The organism is Maribellus sp. YY47 (genome assembly GCF_023111095.1).
GTDB lineage: Bacteria > Bacteroidota > Bacteroidia > Bacteroidales > Prolixibacteraceae > Draconibacterium.
On the sequence record NZ_JALGYW010000008.1, the window covers coordinates 1 to 15,175 of the forward strand.

Genomic DNA, 15,175 nt, shown 5'->3' on the forward strand with positions numbered 1-15,175 from the left:
TTTTCCGGCCACTACTTTGTTTTCGTCGTACCATTTAAACGCCAGCGGATTTCTTGATTCCGGCCCTTCGTATTTAATTTGGTCAATTCCTTTGAAATACTCTTTGTTTCCTTTTAAAACTTCCATTATAATATGATTTTAATGATTGTATCAGATGTTTTCGCCATAAGCCCAGCCTTCACGTGGCGTTTCCTTGATGTAAGGATCCAGCTCCGGTCTGTCTAAAGCTTTCATGTTTTGCGCATCGTAGGTGATTTTTCCTCCGAAACGTTGTGCCAAAACGCCTACCTGTGCCATTTCCATTAAACTGGCGGAATAGTCAAAATTAGAACCGGGAAGCGTACCGTTTTTAATGGCATCCACCCATTCCTGAACCGGCTTTTCTTCTCCCACTCTGGGGAATTTTTGTGCCGGAGCATCTTTCAGAAATACATTCCATTCTTCTTCGGGAACCAGCAATCTTGGATTATTGGGTCTCATCCCGGTAAACAGGGTTTGTTTGTCACCTATCATAATCATTCCGGCATCGGGCAGTTCATTCAGTCCCCACTCCGGTTTTACTTGCGGCTTTTCTATTCCTTCATACCATTTCATGGTAACAGGCGCTTTATTTCCACGGGCTCCAAAATTCCAGGTAACAACCGATTCAGTGGCAACAAAACTATGATCGGCGACAGGATCTTTTACAAATGCTTCCACTGTTTCAGGCAAGCCGAGATCAAGTGCCCAAAATGGCGCATCGAGGGTGTGGCAACACCAATCACCCAGTTTGCCGTTGCCATAATCGTAAAAACCTCTCCATGTTCTTGGCGCATACAGTTTGTTAAACGGGCGCTCGCTTACAGGCCCTTGCCATAGCTCCCAGTCCAAACCGTCAGGAATGGCTTGTTCTTCGGGTGGAAAACTATTGGGTTGAGCAAAATAGCTGTCTTTTTCAAAATCGATCTTTCCCTGCCAGGCTATCACTTCTTTTACTTCGCCCAGAACACCGGCTTCGTACCATTCCTTTACCAATCTGATTCCATTGGTGGTATGACCCTGGTTGCCCATTTGAGAAACTATGCCATAATGTTTAGCTGCTTTTTTTAATGTGCGCAATTGCCAGATATTGTGGGCCAGTGGTTTTTCAACGAATACATGTTTTCCAAGTTCCATTGCAGCCATTGCTGCCGGAAAATGGGTGTGGTCAGGAGTGGCGATCATAACGGCATCAATTTCATTGGCCATTTCGTCGAACATTTTCCTGAAATCTTTGTACCATTTGGCATTGGGAACTGCTTTTTTCGCTTCTTCCGTCTGGCGGTCATCAACGTCACACATGGCCACCAGGCTTTCAACCGGAACCTGGCTCCAACTGGCTTGTCCCCGGCCACCAACACCAATCATCGCAAATCTCAGTTTTTGAGTATTGGGTGAACAACTGATTAAATTTGGAATAAATGCTATTCCAATGCCGGCAGCTGTGCCGGATTTTAGAAACGATCTTCTGGAAAAATTTTTCATGACAATTATTGATTTAGGTTACGTTTACAGTTTAGTCGCATTTATTAACCGATTTCCTTTTCGAGCCGGGTTTTCCAGTTTTCGTAGGCTGCCTGGTAGGCTGCTGAATTTTTGGTGTCGGGCTCAATAACATCCAGTTTTTTCAGGTTGATGAAGGCCTCGGTAAAGGATTTGTAATACCCCGAGCCAACACCAGCGCCGCGCGCTGCACCAACCGATCCGTCGGTGTTATACAATTCGATGGTAGCGCCCGAAATTCCTGCCAGCGTTTCCCGAAATAGGGGACTGAGGAACATATTTGCTTTTCCGGCTTTGATAACTGCTGCATCGATCCCAATATTTTTCATGATGTCCATGCCATATCTGAACGAAAACACAATGCCTTCCTGTGCAGCGCGTAACAGGTGGCTTTTGCTGTGACGGTTAAAGTCAATTCCGGAAAACTGCGAACCGATATTTCTGTTCTGCAATACGCGTTCAGCCCCGTTTCCAAACGGAAGAATTGACAATCCATCGGCGCCAATAGCTACCTGGGAAGCCAGTTCGTTCATTTCTTCGTACGAAAGGTTTTCTCCGACCATTCTTTTTAGCCAGGCATTTAAAATACCGGTTCCGTTGATGCAGAGCAGAACACCCAAACGCGGATCTTTACCGGTGTGATTTACATGGGCAAAAGTATTTACCCTCGATTTTGGATCGAATTTTATTTCGTCGCTTACTCCGTAAACCACTCCGGAAGTACCTGCAGTGGTTGCAATTTCGCCGGGATTCAGCACGTTGAGCGAAAGAGCATTGTTGGGTTGGTCGCCGGCCCGGTAGCTTATTTTTGTTTTAGTTGAAAGCCCCAGTTCTTTTGCGGCTTTTTCAGAAACCTGACCGGAAACAGCGAATGTGGGGACAATCTCCGGGATTATTTCAGATGAAAATCCATAGTTTTCGAATAGCAGATTGGCAAGCGAGTTTTCATGGAAATTCCACATGATCCCCTCGGAAAGACCACTGACCGTGGTTTGTGGCAGCCCGGTTAATTTCATGGCGATATAATCGCCCGGTAACATGATCTTGTAGACTTTGTCAAATAATTCCGGTTCGTTTTCTTTTACCCATTTTAGTTTCGATGCGGTAAAATTACCCGGAGAATTCAGCAGCTTGGTTAAGCAACGTTGCTCACCAATTTCAGAAAATGCTTTATCGCCATAGGCAGCGGCGCGGCTGTCGCACCAGATAATGGAAGGCCGGATGACTTCCAGGTTTTTGTCGACCATTACCAACCCATGCATTTGGTACGAAATGCCAATTGACTCAATATCTTCAGGAGAAACTTTTGAGAGGGATAACACTTCTGGCAAAGCCAGTTTCAGGTTTTCCCACCAAAGTTCGGGGGCTTGTTCTGCCCACCCTGATTGGAGGGCCGTAATTTTCATTTCCTGTTTTGGATAATAAGCGCTGGCAACCAGGTTGCCTTTTTCTCCTTCAATAAGCGAAACTTTTACCGATGAGCTTCCAATATCGAATCCTAATAAGTGCATGGTTATGATTGTTTAGTCGTTTTAGTTATTTTAATCTGTTCTGTTCTGTTGTAAGCCAAATTTAAAGCCTGTTTCCAAGCTTTCAAAACAATAAAAAAGTGTTTTAGAACATCACAACGAAGAACGTATGGTCAGTGATGTCGGGACCGTAAATTTCATCGGTTTGCCGGCGTTTACAAACTCCGCTGCTTTTTGCCCCATTATTTCAAAACCGGTAGAGATTACGGTAATGCCATTTTTTACATATTTCTTCATGGGAGTTTCGTTGTAGGAAATTACGCCCACCTGTTGTCCCGGCTCGTAGCCCATTTCGGCACACTGGTCGAGTAAATGGGCGAGGGTGCGGTCGCTTACCAGGAAATAAAGTGAGCCTTTTTTGATCCGAAAATCTTCGGCATTGTAGATCACTTCATGCTTGATCTTAAAGTCGTTGCAGAATTTATTGAAATACTCAATGGCATCTTTGGGGTGGTAAGTAAAAGGTGGATAGTAAAAAACAAAATTATTGTACTTTTTTATCGAATCCAGATTGTCGGCAAAGCAATCGTATACTGCTTGTCCAAAGTCTTGCCGAACGGTATTGGTGTTTTCGTCGGATCGGATGTTCCAGTCGATGATCAAAAGCTGATCGGCAGGAATTTTTTGGATGATCTGATTCACTTTTGGGTGATCAAAATTCATGATGATGTACTTGCTGTATTTTCCGAGGCTCTCATCAATAATCTTTTCAAAAAGACCAATGTTATAATGATGAAATTGCAGATCGACACTTACGTTTTTATTCAGCTGTTTAACAAACGAATGATACAAGACTTCTTTGTAAGCTTTAAACGTGTCGAGGAAAAGAAAGACTTTGGTAATTTTTTTGGTAACAAAATAACCGCGGTTCGGAACCGATTCCACCACTCCTCTTTTTTTCAGTTCGGCGTATGCTTTAAAAACCGTATCGCGGGATAATTGTGATTCCTTGATCAATTGATTTACCGAAGGAAGCATTTCTCCTTCTTTCAGCTGATTCTGACTAATGGCATCGATAATCGATTCAACCAATTGCTGGAATTTCAGCACGTTCGAATTTTCGTCGATCTTAATGTTTAATTTACTCATCGTATAAAATCAGTCTTGTTGTGTAAAAGTGTTCTGTTCTGTTATGCAAAGCTAAAAATAAATGGTTTGGATTTGTTTGTACTGAAAATTATTTCAGGTAATACGTTTTAACATTTATTAATGATGTGGTAATAATAAGCGATTAAGCCCGGCGTTTATCCACCAAAGGATAGGGTGTAGTGTTTTTTTCTTAGTGGTTAAGTTTGGTCAGCAATTCTTTTTACGCTTCACTTTTATCCTTTTTTCTTCTAATTTTGATTTTCAAAAATAAAAACATGCTTCGTAACCTAATTCTAAAAAACCGCAGTTACCGCAGGTTTAATCCTGATTTTAAGTTATTGCCCGAACAAATTGAAAAGTGGATCGATTTAGCCCGCTTAACAGCCAGCGGAAGAAATATGCAACCGTTAAAATATGCCATTGTTACGGAACCCGAGCTTTGTGAAAGCATTTTCCCGTTTTTAGGTTGGGCGGGGTATTTAAGCGATTGGAAAGGACCAGCCGAACACGAACGGCCGGTGGCTTATGTTATGGTTTTAAAAGATAAAACGATTTCAGACAATCATTACTGCGACGATGGAATTGCCATGCAAAGTATTCTTTTAGCTGCAGTGGAAGACGGTTGTGGCGGGTGTATTATTGGTTCTGTTAACAAGAGCAAGGTTGCGCGACTGCTGGAATTGCCTTCCCATTTGGAATTGCTTTGGGCAATTGCGCTGGGTAAACCTGCAGAAGAAGTGGTGATTGACACTGCCGGCGACGATATTAAGTACTGGCGCGATGAAAAGGATATTCATCATGTACCCAAAAGAGCGTTAACTGAAGTGCTGGTGCTGAAGAAATAAAAAAGGATGGTTTATAGCCATCCTTTTTCATTGTATAATGTTCAGAAAATTATCCTCTTACAAAAAGTGCTTTAATAATGTGTTGCGCCATTTTTGGATTTTCTTTGAGCCTGCGGGTTGAATAGTTGAACCATTTTAGCCCGTAGGGAACATAAACGCGCATCAGGTGACCGTCGTCAACAATGCTTTGACGAAGTTCCGGGGTAACGCCGTACAACATCTGAAATTCGTACATGTGTTTCGGAATGTTCATTTCCCGGATCATTTTGATGGCTTCATCTACCAGGTATTTATCGTGCGTGGCGATACCGGCGTACATCTTGTTTTCGAACATGAATTTCAGGTCGGCCAGGTAATTGTCCCTGACTTCCTGGTAGCCTTTGAAGGCAATTTTTTCAGGCTCAATGTAAATTCCTTTACAAAGGCGGAAACTGATCGGGTGTGCTTCAGTATTCAGGTCGTTTAACGCTTCCAGGTCGCTCTTTGTCCGTCTCATGTAGGCTTGTAAAACCAGTCCTACGTTGGCCGGAAATTCGGTACGTAGTCTCCTGAATATTTCAATTTCCATATCGACACACTGCGAATCTTCCATATCGATTCTGATAAACGAATTTTTAGAAGCTGCCATTTTTACAACCTCGCGCATATATTTATAGCATACTTCTTTGTCGATCAGCAGGCCAAACATCGTGGGCTTAACCGAAAAGTTTCCTTTTACATTCTCTGTTGTGAACCGCTCAATCACATCCAGGTAATCCTTGCAGTTTTGTTCTGCTTCGTCGAGGTTTTTAATAAACTCGCCCAGGATGTCGATGGTTACTTCAATATTTTTCGCATTAAGCAATTTTGAAGCCAGTACTGCGTCTTCAATCGTTTCGCCGGCGATATACCGTTTCGAAAATACCCACACCAATTTCTTTGGCATGTAGGGTAATATATTTGATATGATCTTGTTCAACATTCCAAATTTTAATTAATACTATTTTTTCCACGGTAAAATTAGTATCGGCAGTAACTTTAATTCAATGACGTTTATCATTCACGAATTATGATTTAATGCAGGTTTCCCGACGTAGCGGTTGTTAATAAGATTAAAAAAACAGGTTTGCTATATTGCGTTTCAACGAAAAAATTATCTTTGTTCGGTCTATAAAAAGAATAAACCTACTTGTTTGAATTTAAAGTAAAATTGTAATGAAAGGATCATCAATTGTTGTTAGTGCAGTGTTATTTGTGGCAGTTGCCGTGTTATATGTTCTTCATTTTACAGGAGGCAGTGGTAATGATACAACCGCGACAGACGGAAGTAAGAGCAACGAATCACTTGGCGGATTGAAAATAGCATATGTCAAAGCCGACTCGATTATTGTTAATTATGATTTGGCCCAGGAGCTGCACGACGAGTTTTCAAAGAAACAGGAAGCTTATAACAGTGAATACGGAACAAAACGTCAGACATTTGAAAAAGAAGCTGCTGCATTTCAGGAAAAATTACAACGCGGAGGATTTTTAACCGAGCAAACTGCCGTTAAAGAACGCGATCGTTTACTTGGAAAAGAGCAGGAAATCGTAAAACTTGATCAGGAATTGTCGGCTAAGTTGATGGAAATTCAGCAGGAAAATAACAAGAAGATTCTGGATAACCTGATGGATTACCTGAAACGTTACAACGAAACCGCCAAATACGATTTCATCTTCAACTCGGGGGAGGTTTTGATTGGCCCGGAAGCGCATAATCTTACTGCAGAAGTGCTGGCTGCTTTGAATGAGGAGCATAAGGCTGCAAAAGACAAATAGACAAAAACATTCAACATAAATTAAATCCGGGTATAGCCCGGATTTTTTTTGCCGTTTATTTTAGTTTTGTACTACTGTGTTTGCCAATCAATATATAATCAAAAACAACATAGAGGCTCTGTTGCCGCAGAAGCCTGATAGTGGTCTCGGGATCGTTGTAGTAATTCCGTGCCTGCGCGAACCTGCTGTTTTGAATACATTGCGCTCGCTCGAAAGATGTATTTTGCCGGAAATGGCGGTTGAAGTACTTGTTTTGATCAACCATTCCGAGGTAGCGTCAGAAGCAACCCAATCGTTTAACCAAAAAACCAGAACGGAACTGGATGTGTGGATCGGCAAAAACTGCAAAAGCAAATTGTCATTCTTTGCCATTGGACCTGTGGAACTCCGAAAAAAGTGGGCAGGAGCAGGGCTGGCGCGAAAAAAAGGAATGGATGAAGCCCTTCTTCGGTTTAATGCCATAGGTAAGAACGATGGTATTATTGTTTCGTTGGATGCTGATACATTGGTAGAGCCGAATTATTTGGTTGAAATTGAGAACCATTTCAGAAATAATCCAAAGGAAGTGGGGGCTACCATCTCGTTTTCGCATCAAACCGAAAATCTCGAATCCAAACAACTGCAGGGAATTGAATTGTATGAAAAGTACCTCGGCTATTATAAACGAGCGTTGGATTATGCGGGCTATCCTTTTTCGATGTTCACCGTGGGCTCGGCCTTTGCTGTTACGGCACAGGCCTATGTAAAACGCGGGGGAATGAACCGTCGGCAGGCTGGGGAAGATTTTTACTTCCTGCAAAACCTCGTTCAAATCGGACGCGTGGGAGAAATTCTTACTACCACAGTCCAGCCATCGGCACGGTTGTCTGATAGGGTGCCGTTTGGTACCGGCCCTATTTTGCAGAAGTGGCTCGCTGGAGAAGAAGACCTGACTTCGACATATAATTTTGATGCTTTCAGCGACTTAAAGGCATTTTTTGATCGGGTAGCAGATTTGTATCTTATTGATGAATCCGGATACCAAAAGATCATCAGCGAATTACCCAAGTCGGTGGCTGCATTTTTAACCGAGGATGTTTTTGACGAAGATCTGGCTGAATTAAATGCGAACTGTGCTTCTGTCGGTATGTTTCAAAAGCGTTTCTTCCAGAAATTCAACGCTTTCAGAATTCTGAAGTTTTTGAATTTTGCCCACGCAGGCTTCTATGAAAAAGCAAACCTGGAAGAACAATGTGAAAAACTGGATGCTGAAACGAATCATTGAACCACTTTGTAATCGGTGTCTTCCAGTTTAATGGTTAATTCTGTGATGGGCTTTTTCGAGCGGAAAGCAACAAATCCTTCCACCTTTTTATGGGGATAAATAATTTCGCTGGCGATATTGAAGAGGTAAAGTTCGCGTTGCACAAAGTTCATTTTTTCAGTGGGGGCTTTTTCTTCCTTATTTTGCGGAAAGTCGGGATAGTCGCTAAATCCGTCACCGTCGAGATCGTCGTTTACTCCCACCATTTCCAAAATTACTTCCCATGCAACATAAAACACAATGGCAACGGGAATTACATATGCGGCCTTGGGAAAGCGCCGGGTGCCCAATTTCTCGGCCGCGAGTCTGTTATTGACCATTTCGAGCTTGTTCCCATCCGAATAAAAACCGAGCTGGCTTCCGTGAATGGCATCATCAGCGTTATTTAGTATGGAAAGGTGAAGAAGTTGAACATTGTTTTTATTGGCCCAAGCCCGTTTAAAGTTGTTTTTCCCGTAGCGGATCTGGTCGGCTGAATAGCTGTAGGTTATTTCGCTCGTTACTACCGGTGGTTTTGTCGGTGCAACTTCTATAACACTTTTGGGACTTTTACAACTCCAGCAAAATAAAATGGAAACAAGCAGCAAGGAGGCGATCTTTTTCATTCGTTTAATTTTTGGATTTTGTGTTGTTTTCTTACCTATGTTGATCTCATTGCGAGTATCGAAAAACAACAATAATTATACCTCAATCAAATTTACGACATTACCGGTGTGCTTCACGGCTTTTTTCATAAGAAAAGAAATGGTGATATAAATTAATTGAATATTAACAGTGCAGGGGAGTTTTATCTGTTGATAATCAGTCACTTATGTGTGTATTTGACAAATCGGGGGAATTAAATGAACGATGGCGTTTGTTTTTTTATCAAAACTTGTACATTTGCTGAAACGTTAATGTTTAACTAAAACTTCATTGTTATGGCATACAAAATTTCAGATGAATGTATTGCATGCGGAACTTGCATAGATGAGTGCCCGGTTGACGCGATCTCGGAAGGTGATATCTACTCCATTGATGCGGACCTTTGCACTGATTGTGGTTCTTGCGCAGAAGTTTGCCCGGTAGAAGCAATTTCAATCGACGAATAGCCGGACAACATAAGAAATTCAAAAAGCTCGTTTTATACGGGCTTTTTTTATGCTATTTTTTACCGATTACTTCAATTTTTTAGAATCCGCTCAGGGGAATCAGGACGGTGGGCAATAGTAGCAGAAAACCAAGCACGATCAAAATTACCATAAACGGTGCCATCCATTTAAACCACTTTTCGTAAGGAATCCTTGCAATTCCCAATACGCCGATCAAAACTCCGGATGTTGGCGTAATCATATTGGTAAAGCCGTCACCCAGTTGGAAAACGGTTACGGTTGCCTGACGCGAAATGCCAATTAAATCAGAAATTTGCGACAAGATCGGGATGGTCAGAGCGGCTTGACCCGAACCGGAGGGGATAAATACATTTAGCGAAGTTTGAATGGCATACATAAGCGTCATCGACCCTACTTCTCCAAAATCTTTCATCGAATCAGACACATAAAAAAGAATGGTGTCGATCACATTTCCGTCTTCAAGGATAACAACAATTCCACGAGCCAATCCAACAATTAAAGCTGCCGGAAGTATATCTTTTGCCCCATCCAGAAAAAGTTTGGTAATTGCATTGGGCGATTTGTTGGCTGCCATTCCGGAGAAAATACCCATGGACAGAAAAATGGTGGCAATTTCCTTGATGTACCACCCGTGTCCCATCACTCCGATCACTAAAAAAACGATGGTAAAAGTAAGTAACGTAAGAATAAAATACTGGACCGAATGCCGTAGAGTGAAGATTCCCATGACTACGAACAGTACCGTTGCAACAGGTAGTGCCGGGAAGTTATAGGTTTGGTTGCCTACAAGGATATGACTTTCAGGGATCAACACCGAAAAAACAATGAGGCTGATCGAAAGTAGTGTCAATACAAACCAGGCCGGTTTTGAGTTTATATTTCGACTTCCTGAATGTAGGGATTCACTTCGCGAACGCCAGTAATTGTCGTCTTCGTATACCGGCGATTTTTGGGGAGTCTTTTTCACTTTGGCAGCATATCGAAGAATATAGGTGAACCCGACAATGTTGATGACCAACCACATGATCATACGGTATTCAATACCAGAAAACAGCGGGATGTCGGACAGGCCCTGCGCAATGCCAATCGTAAAAGGATTCAGAAATGCACCGGCAAAACCAAGGGCTGCCGCAACAAAACACATCGACACCCCAACAATCGAATCGTAGCCCATCGAAATGGCAAGCGGAACAAAAATAATGGTGAAGGCAATGGTTTCTTCGCTCATTCCGAAAATGGCTCCAAACAAGCTAAATACAGTCATTACTCCTGTTAGAATAATGTTGTTCACGCCTATTCGAGCCAGTAGTTTTGATTTCTCCCAACGCTTCAGGAAACGAAGGAACGAAAGGATGCCGATGTCGATGGATTTGCTGTCGTTCAAAATCCAAAATGCACCGCCGATCATTACAATCAGCGCAATAATATTGGAAGTACGCAAAAAACCGTCGAAAAAGGAGGAAAAGATTTGCCAGGTTTGCAGTTTACTCTCGGTAAAATGAAACGAGCCGACTTTCACCACACTGCGTTCCACACCGTTCACCACTACGTCATTTCTTTCGAATTCTCCACCCGGAATAACCCATGTTAATGCAGCGCATAAAACAATCAATCCGAAAACAATAACATAAGTATGAGGTACTTTTTTGAGCATGGTCGCAAGTTTTGTATGCCGAAAATAGCAATTCCTGCCGGATTCATTTCGAAATGATCTTTTCTGCCTTTGTATTATTTCGCTCAGGATAGATTTTATTCCTGAATATCTGAATAATTACGTTAAACAGGGTGAAATTTGTCATTTGAATTTATGTGATTTAAAGCTTGATTTATGCCGGCATTTTTGTACCTTATTATTAAAATTAGTGCAGGTTGCTGACTTTGGTGGCTCTGTCAGAATGAGTTGAAAAGAATTTTAAGAACTAAGTCAAACATCGCTTAACAAGAACGTTCAGCCTGCCAAAAGTTGAATTTTTGTTGGAAGGTAAACAGCGGGAAGAAATAAGGATCCGGTTGGAAGTTGTGTCCTTGTTGCAGAATGATGATTTAAAAGCATTTTTACAATGAAGCTATTACTCGAGAATATAAGAGAACTTGTTCAGGTGGAAGACGATCCTGTATCGTACCGGGCAGGTAGGGAAATGGGGAAGGTAACGACCATCCAAAACGCCTTTGTAATTATTCGCGATGAAGTAATTGAAGAATTTGGGCGAATGGATCAGTTGAAAGATGTGTATCGCGACGATGATTTATTGATAGAGATTGATTGTTCGAGGCGGTTGGTGTATCCCGCTTATTGCGATTCGCACACGCATTTGGTATATCCTTCGTCGCGCGAAAAGGAATTTGTCGATCGCATAAAAGGACTTTCGTACGAAGAAATTGCACGCCGCGGTGGTGGTATTTTAAATTCGGCGAAACGTTTGCACGAAGCATCGGAAGAAGAGCTTTATAATGATGCGATGGAGCGGGTGATAGAGATAATGAAGATGGGAACCGGAGCGGTGGAGATTAAAAGTGGTTATGGCTTAAATACGGAAGACGAGCTCAAAATGCTTCGGGTTATTCGCTGGATAAAGGAAACCGCACCAATTTGCGTCAGGGCTACTTTTTTGGGAGCTCATGCCATTCCGGTTGAATATAAAAGTAATCCCTCGAAGTATGTAGATGTGGTGATCAATGAAATGATTCCACAAGTGGCAACTGAAGAACTGGCGGATTACATTGATGTATTTTGCGATCGGGGATTTTTCTCGGTAGAAGATACCGAACGGATTCTGATGGCCGGAATTAAATACGGATTGAAACCAAAAATTCATGCCAACGAATTGGGGTTAACCGGCGGTGTTCAGGTGGGGGTAAAATACGGCGCACTTTCGGTCGATCATCTCGAATTTATCGAGGAGAACGAAATTGCTGCATTAAAAGACAGCGAAACCATGCCGACGGTATTACCGGGAGCTGCTTTCTTTTTAGGTATGAAACTGTCTCCGGTGCGCGAAATGATCGATGCCGGTCTGCCCATAGCGCTGGCCTCCGATTTTAATCCCGGATCTTCGCCCAGCGGTAACATGAACCTCATTGCATCAATGGGATGTATCAACTATAAAATGCTTCCCGAAGAGGTGATCAACGCGACTACCATCAATGGCGCTTATGCCATGGGAATCAACGATTCATACGGAAGTATTGCCCGGGGAAAAGTGGCCAACCTGTTTATCACCTCCGAAGTGCCCGGAATTGAATATCTCCCGTATTATTATGGATCCAGCCTGGTGGAAACGGTTATCCTGAACGGAGAAATTCAAACATTCGAACGCTGTTAAAAATCATTCTCTTTACTTTGCGCATGTCTTAAATTAGCCTCTTAAAGGGTAATTGAGTAAAGGCGGCAACTTAATGTTGCTCCATAAAAGCTAAACTATGAAAAAAATTATCGAGTGCGTGCCTAATTTTTCTGAAGGCCGCGATATGAGTATAATCAAGGAAATTACCAATGTCATCGAAAGTGTGGCAGGCATTAGTTTACTGGATGTTGATCCGGGCAAGGCAACCAATCGTACAGTGGTAACTTTTGTTGGTGAACCCGATGATGTGGTGGAAGCTGCTTTCAGAGGAATAAAAAAAGCTGCCGAGGTGATTGATATGAGCCAGCACAAAGGTGAGCATCCGCGCTTTGGTGCTACCGATGTATGTCCACTGGTGCCTGTTGCCAATGTAACCATGGATGAGGCCGTGGAATATGCGCGAAAACTGGCCGAAAGGGTAGGGAATGAGTTGGGAATACCGGTGTTTTGCTACGAGTTTGCAGCGTTTAACGAAAAAAGAAGAAGCCTGGCAAACTGCCGTTCAGGAGAATACGAAGGTTTGAAAGACAGAATCTCGTCGGTTGAATGGAAGCCTGATTTTGGTCCCGACGCCTGGAACGAGCGTGTAAAAGGAAGTGGAGCAACGGCAATTAGTGCCCGTAATTTTTTGGTGGCGTACAATGTGAACTTAAATACCACATCTACCCGGCGGGCAAATGCCATTGCTTTTGATATCCGGGAAGCGGGCCGTGTAAAACGCGAAGGAGATTCGGTTACCGGTGAAATTGTAACCGATGAAAACGGTGAGCCGGTCAGGATTCCCGGTAGTTTAAAAAAGACACGTGCAATTGGATGGTACATCGAAGAATATGGCATCGCCCAGATTTCGATTAACCTTACCGATATCACTGTAACGCCGGTTCATGTTGCATTTGATGAAGTGTCAGAAAAGGCTCGGGAGCGCGGACTCCGGGCAACCGGGTCTGAATTGGTCGGACTGATTCCTTTGCAGTCGATGCTGGAGGCCGGAAAATATTTCCTGCGCAAACAACAACGTTCAACCGGAATTTCGGATGAGGAGATTATCAAAATTGCCGTAAAATCGCTTGGGCTGGATGATCTTGGCCCATTTGATCCCCGAAAGAAAATAATCGAGTATGTTATCGAGGATAAAAATGCACGAAAGCTGGTGGATCTGACTTTGTCGCAGTTTAAAGACGAGACAGCTTCCGAATCTCCCGCGCCCGGAGGCGGTTCTATTTCCGCTTATGTAGGAGCCTTGGGTGCAGCGCTCGGGTCGATGGTGGCCAATCTCTCAGCTCACAAACGCGGATGGGATGAACGTTGGGAAGAATTCTCTGACTGGGCAGAAAAAGGGAAGCACTTTCATGCTGCGTTGTTGCAGTGTGTGGATGAAGATACCGACGCTTTCAATAAAATAATGGCGGCCTTTGGTTTGCCCAAATCAAGCGATCAGGAAAAGGTTGAACGAAAACAGGCGATTCAGGATGCCACAAAAAATGCCATTGAGGTTCCACTGAAAGTGATGCAGCTGGCGCATGACTCGCTGGAAGTGATGAAAGCCATGGCCGATTTTGGAAATCCAAACTCAGTTTCGGATGCGGGCGTTGGTGCACTGTGTGCGCGAACAGCTGTTGAAGGAGCGTATTTAAACGTAAAAATCAATGCCGCCGGTTTTGGAGACAAGGAATTTCTGAATGAAAAACTCGCGCTTGCTGACAAGCTGCTGCAGTCGGCCAAACAAAAAGAGGAGGAAATACTGGCTGTAGTCTACGGGAAAATTAAATCTTAGAGTTTAGTTGAAATAAAAAAGACGCGGTGGCTTACAATGTTAAGTTACCGCGTTAGTTTTTCTATTTTTTCGGCCACGGTTCCTTTTTCAGACAGCCGAATTATCCAGATTATAAATTGAATCCATTTCCGCGGACGAATTATTATTTGTTCAATTTTGGCCACTTTCTGATCGCGGATTGAAATTTGCTCCGGCCATTCTAATCGATCATGGTTTGCGATATCAGTTGCAAATTTCCAGGCGCCGTCGCGTGCCAGTTTCATGCTAAAGTCAATAACGAAATTATCGATCTTGCCTGATAGTGAAAGTATTTTCTGTAGAAATGGCCAAATTGAAGAAAGATTTCCCTGAACTTCTTCCACCAGAGACGAAAGGACTTGATTGATCTGGTTAAAATCATTTTCAATACGATTGATTTTACCGGGTTCGGATACTTCTGCTGCGGCAATTCCCAGGTCGAGGTTAATGTGGGCGTTTATTCCCAATAACAGATGTTGAATCACCAGTAACTGATTGTTTTTTGCCTGCTTAAAAGCCTTTTCCATGATGATGTTACAGCCTTACCGTCTTTCCAATTGTAATAGGCATCGATGTACCGTTGGGCAAAAATGACATCCAGCTTTTCCATTCGTTGCCCATCTTCAAAACGGTTGGCTTCAATCCCTTCTTTTATCTCGATTGTTACCCTTCGGTACAACACTGCAAAATATCCCGGTGTATCTTCTTTTTGGATGGATTCTTCAACGATTGAATCAAGAATTTCGATGACTTCGTCGATTGAGTTAAGCGGTTTTCTGTTCATGTTTGAAAAGTTATTTCCCAATAAACAGTTAACCGCCATAAGAGTTGACTCCAGTTTAA

General features: G+C 42.7%; 14 protein-coding genes. 6 read left to right on the top strand and 8 right to left on the bottom strand.

The genetic code is table 11. The features are described 5' to 3' along the window. Window positions 1–150 precede the first annotated feature (150 nt). The 3 genes from MR764_RS07885 to MR764_RS07895 form a co-directional block, all read right to left on the bottom strand. Window positions 151–1,503: a Gfo/Idh/MocA family oxidoreductase gene (locus MR764_RS07885; protein ID WP_247978864.1), complete on the bottom strand. Its 1,353-nt coding sequence runs from the start codon at window positions 1,501–1,503 to the stop codon at window positions 151–153. 44 nt (window positions 1,504–1,547) lie between these two features. Further along, window positions 1,548–3,032, bottom strand: a complete 1,485-nt coding sequence (locus MR764_RS07890) for an FGGY family carbohydrate kinase (protein WP_247978865.1) — start codon at window positions 3,030–3,032, stop codon at window positions 1,548–1,550. Window positions 3,033–3,143: 111 nt separating this feature from the next. Further along, window positions 3,144–4,139 carry a winged helix-turn-helix domain-containing protein gene (locus MR764_RS07895; protein ID WP_247978866.1) on the bottom strand — a complete coding sequence of 332 codons (996 nt, stop codon included), beginning with the start codon at window positions 4,137–4,139 and terminating at the stop codon, window positions 3,144–3,146. 275 nt (window positions 4,140–4,414) lie between these two features. Between MR764_RS07895 and MR764_RS07900 the strand changes: the two genes are divergently transcribed. Next, a complete protein-coding gene (locus MR764_RS07900; protein WP_247978867.1) occupies window positions 4,415–4,984 on the top strand; it encodes a nitroreductase family protein in 570 nt (189 codons plus the stop codon). Between the two features lie 49 nt (window positions 4,985–5,033). On the opposite strand, the gene MR764_RS07905 is transcribed toward MR764_RS07900, so the two are convergent. Beyond that, window positions 5,034–5,909, bottom strand: coding sequence for a proline dehydrogenase family protein (locus tag MR764_RS07905; protein ID WP_247978868.1), 876 nt, complete (start codon window positions 5,907–5,909; stop codon window positions 5,034–5,036). A 269-nt stretch (window positions 5,910–6,178) separates the two neighbouring features. On the opposite strand from MR764_RS07905, the gene MR764_RS07910 reads away from it, so the two are divergent. Continuing rightward, window positions 6,179–6,781 (top strand): OmpH family outer membrane protein, encoded by a 603-nt coding sequence (locus tag MR764_RS07910; protein WP_247978869.1) that lies wholly within the window; start codon window positions 6,179–6,181, stop codon window positions 6,779–6,781. A 121-nt stretch (window positions 6,782–6,902) separates the two neighbouring features. Beyond that, a complete protein-coding gene (locus tag MR764_RS07915; protein WP_247978870.1) occupies window positions 6,903–8,045 on the top strand; it encodes a glycosyltransferase family 2 protein in 1,143 nt (380 codons plus the stop codon). Here the strand turns inward: MR764_RS07915 and MR764_RS07920 are convergent. Beyond that, entirely contained in the window at window positions 8,039–8,689 is a 651-nt protein-coding gene (locus MR764_RS07920) for a hypothetical protein (RefSeq protein ID WP_247978871.1), read from the bottom strand. The two genes, MR764_RS07915 and MR764_RS07920, sit on opposite strands and share 7 nt — an antisense overlap. A gap of 315 nt (window positions 8,690–9,004) precedes the next feature. On the opposite strand from MR764_RS07920, the gene MR764_RS07925 reads away from it, so the two are divergent. Continuing rightward, window positions 9,005–9,175, top strand: coding sequence for a 4Fe-4S binding protein (locus tag MR764_RS07925; RefSeq protein WP_247978872.1), 171 nt, complete (start codon window positions 9,005–9,007; stop codon window positions 9,173–9,175). 79 nt (window positions 9,176–9,254) lie between these two features. Here the strand turns inward: MR764_RS07925 and MR764_RS07930 are convergent, their stop codons facing one another. After that, window positions 9,255–10,850 carry an AbgT family transporter gene (locus MR764_RS07930; protein WP_247978873.1) on the bottom strand — a complete coding sequence of 532 codons (1,596 nt, stop codon included), beginning with the start codon at window positions 10,848–10,850 and terminating at the stop codon, window positions 9,255–9,257. Window positions 10,851–11,256: 406 nt separating this feature from the next. Here MR764_RS07930 and hutI point away from each other — a divergent pair, with 406 nt between their 5' ends. Together hutI and ftcD are read left to right on the top strand one after the other, a co-directional pair. Further along, a complete protein-coding gene (gene hutI / locus MR764_RS07935) occupies window positions 11,257–12,519 on the top strand; it encodes an imidazolonepropionase (RefSeq protein ID WP_247978874.1) in 1,263 nt (420 codons plus the stop codon). A gap of 97 nt (window positions 12,520–12,616) precedes the next feature. After that, window positions 12,617–14,314, top strand: a complete 1,698-nt coding sequence (ftcD, locus tag MR764_RS07940) for a glutamate formimidoyltransferase (RefSeq protein ID WP_247978875.1) — start codon at window positions 12,617–12,619, stop codon at window positions 14,312–14,314. Window positions 14,315–14,358: 44 nt separating this feature from the next. Here the strand turns inward: ftcD and MR764_RS07945 are convergent, their stop codons facing one another. Together MR764_RS07945 and MR764_RS07950 are read right to left on the bottom strand one after the other, a co-directional pair. Further along, entirely contained in the window at window positions 14,359–14,859 is a 501-nt protein-coding gene (locus MR764_RS07945; RefSeq protein WP_247978876.1) for a DUF5995 family protein, read from the bottom strand. Next, window positions 14,814–15,116 carry a DUF5995 family protein gene (locus MR764_RS07950; protein WP_247978877.1) on the bottom strand — a complete coding sequence of 101 codons (303 nt, stop codon included), beginning with the start codon at window positions 15,114–15,116 and terminating at the stop codon, window positions 14,814–14,816. Before MR764_RS07950 ends, MR764_RS07945 begins: the two co-directional genes overlap by 46 nt. Window positions 15,117–15,175 lie beyond the last annotated feature (59 nt).

What these genes read in the sequence shown, in the direction of transcription:
- MR764_RS07885 (WP_247978864.1), bottom strand. Translation starts at nt 1,503, where the DNA reads ATGAAAAATTTTTCCAGAAGATCGTTTCTAAAATCCGGCACAGCTGCC.
- MR764_RS07890 (WP_247978865.1), bottom strand. Translation starts at nt 3,032, where the DNA reads ATGCACTTATTAGGATTCGATATTGGAAGCTCATCGGTAAAAGTTTCG.
- MR764_RS07895 (WP_247978866.1), bottom strand. Translation starts at nt 4,139, where the DNA reads ATGAGTAAATTAAACATTAAGATCGACGAAAATTCGAACGTGCTGAAA.
- MR764_RS07900 (WP_247978867.1), top strand. Translation starts at nt 4,415, where the DNA reads ATGCTTCGTAACCTAATTCTAAAAAACCGCAGTTACCGCAGGTTTAAT.
- MR764_RS07905 (WP_247978868.1), bottom strand. Translation starts at nt 5,909, where the DNA reads ATGCCAAAGAAATTGGTGTGGGTATTTTCGAAACGGTATATCGCCGGC.
- MR764_RS07910 (WP_247978869.1), top strand. Translation starts at nt 6,179, where the DNA reads ATGAAAGGATCATCAATTGTTGTTAGTGCAGTGTTATTTGTGGCAGTT.
- MR764_RS07920 (WP_247978871.1), bottom strand. Translation starts at nt 8,689, where the DNA reads ATGAAAAAGATCGCCTCCTTGCTGCTTGTTTCCATTTTATTTTGCTGG.
- MR764_RS07925 (WP_247978872.1), top strand. Translation starts at nt 9,005, where the DNA reads ATGGCATACAAAATTTCAGATGAATGTATTGCATGCGGAACTTGCATA.
- MR764_RS07930 (WP_247978873.1), bottom strand. Translation starts at nt 10,850, where the DNA reads ATGCTCAAAAAAGTACCTCATACTTATGTTATTGTTTTCGGATTGATT.
- hutI (WP_247978874.1), top strand. Translation starts at nt 11,257, where the DNA reads ATGAAGCTATTACTCGAGAATATAAGAGAACTTGTTCAGGTGGAAGAC.
- ftcD (WP_247978875.1), top strand. Translation starts at nt 12,617, where the DNA reads ATGAAAAAAATTATCGAGTGCGTGCCTAATTTTTCTGAAGGCCGCGAT.
- MR764_RS07945 (WP_247978876.1), bottom strand. Translation starts at nt 14,859, where the DNA reads ATGGAAAAGGCTTTTAAGCAGGCAAAAAACAATCAGTTACTGGTGATT.
- MR764_RS07950 (WP_247978877.1), bottom strand. Translation starts at nt 15,116, where the DNA reads ATGAACAGAAAACCGCTTAACTCAATCGACGAAGTCATCGAAATTCTT.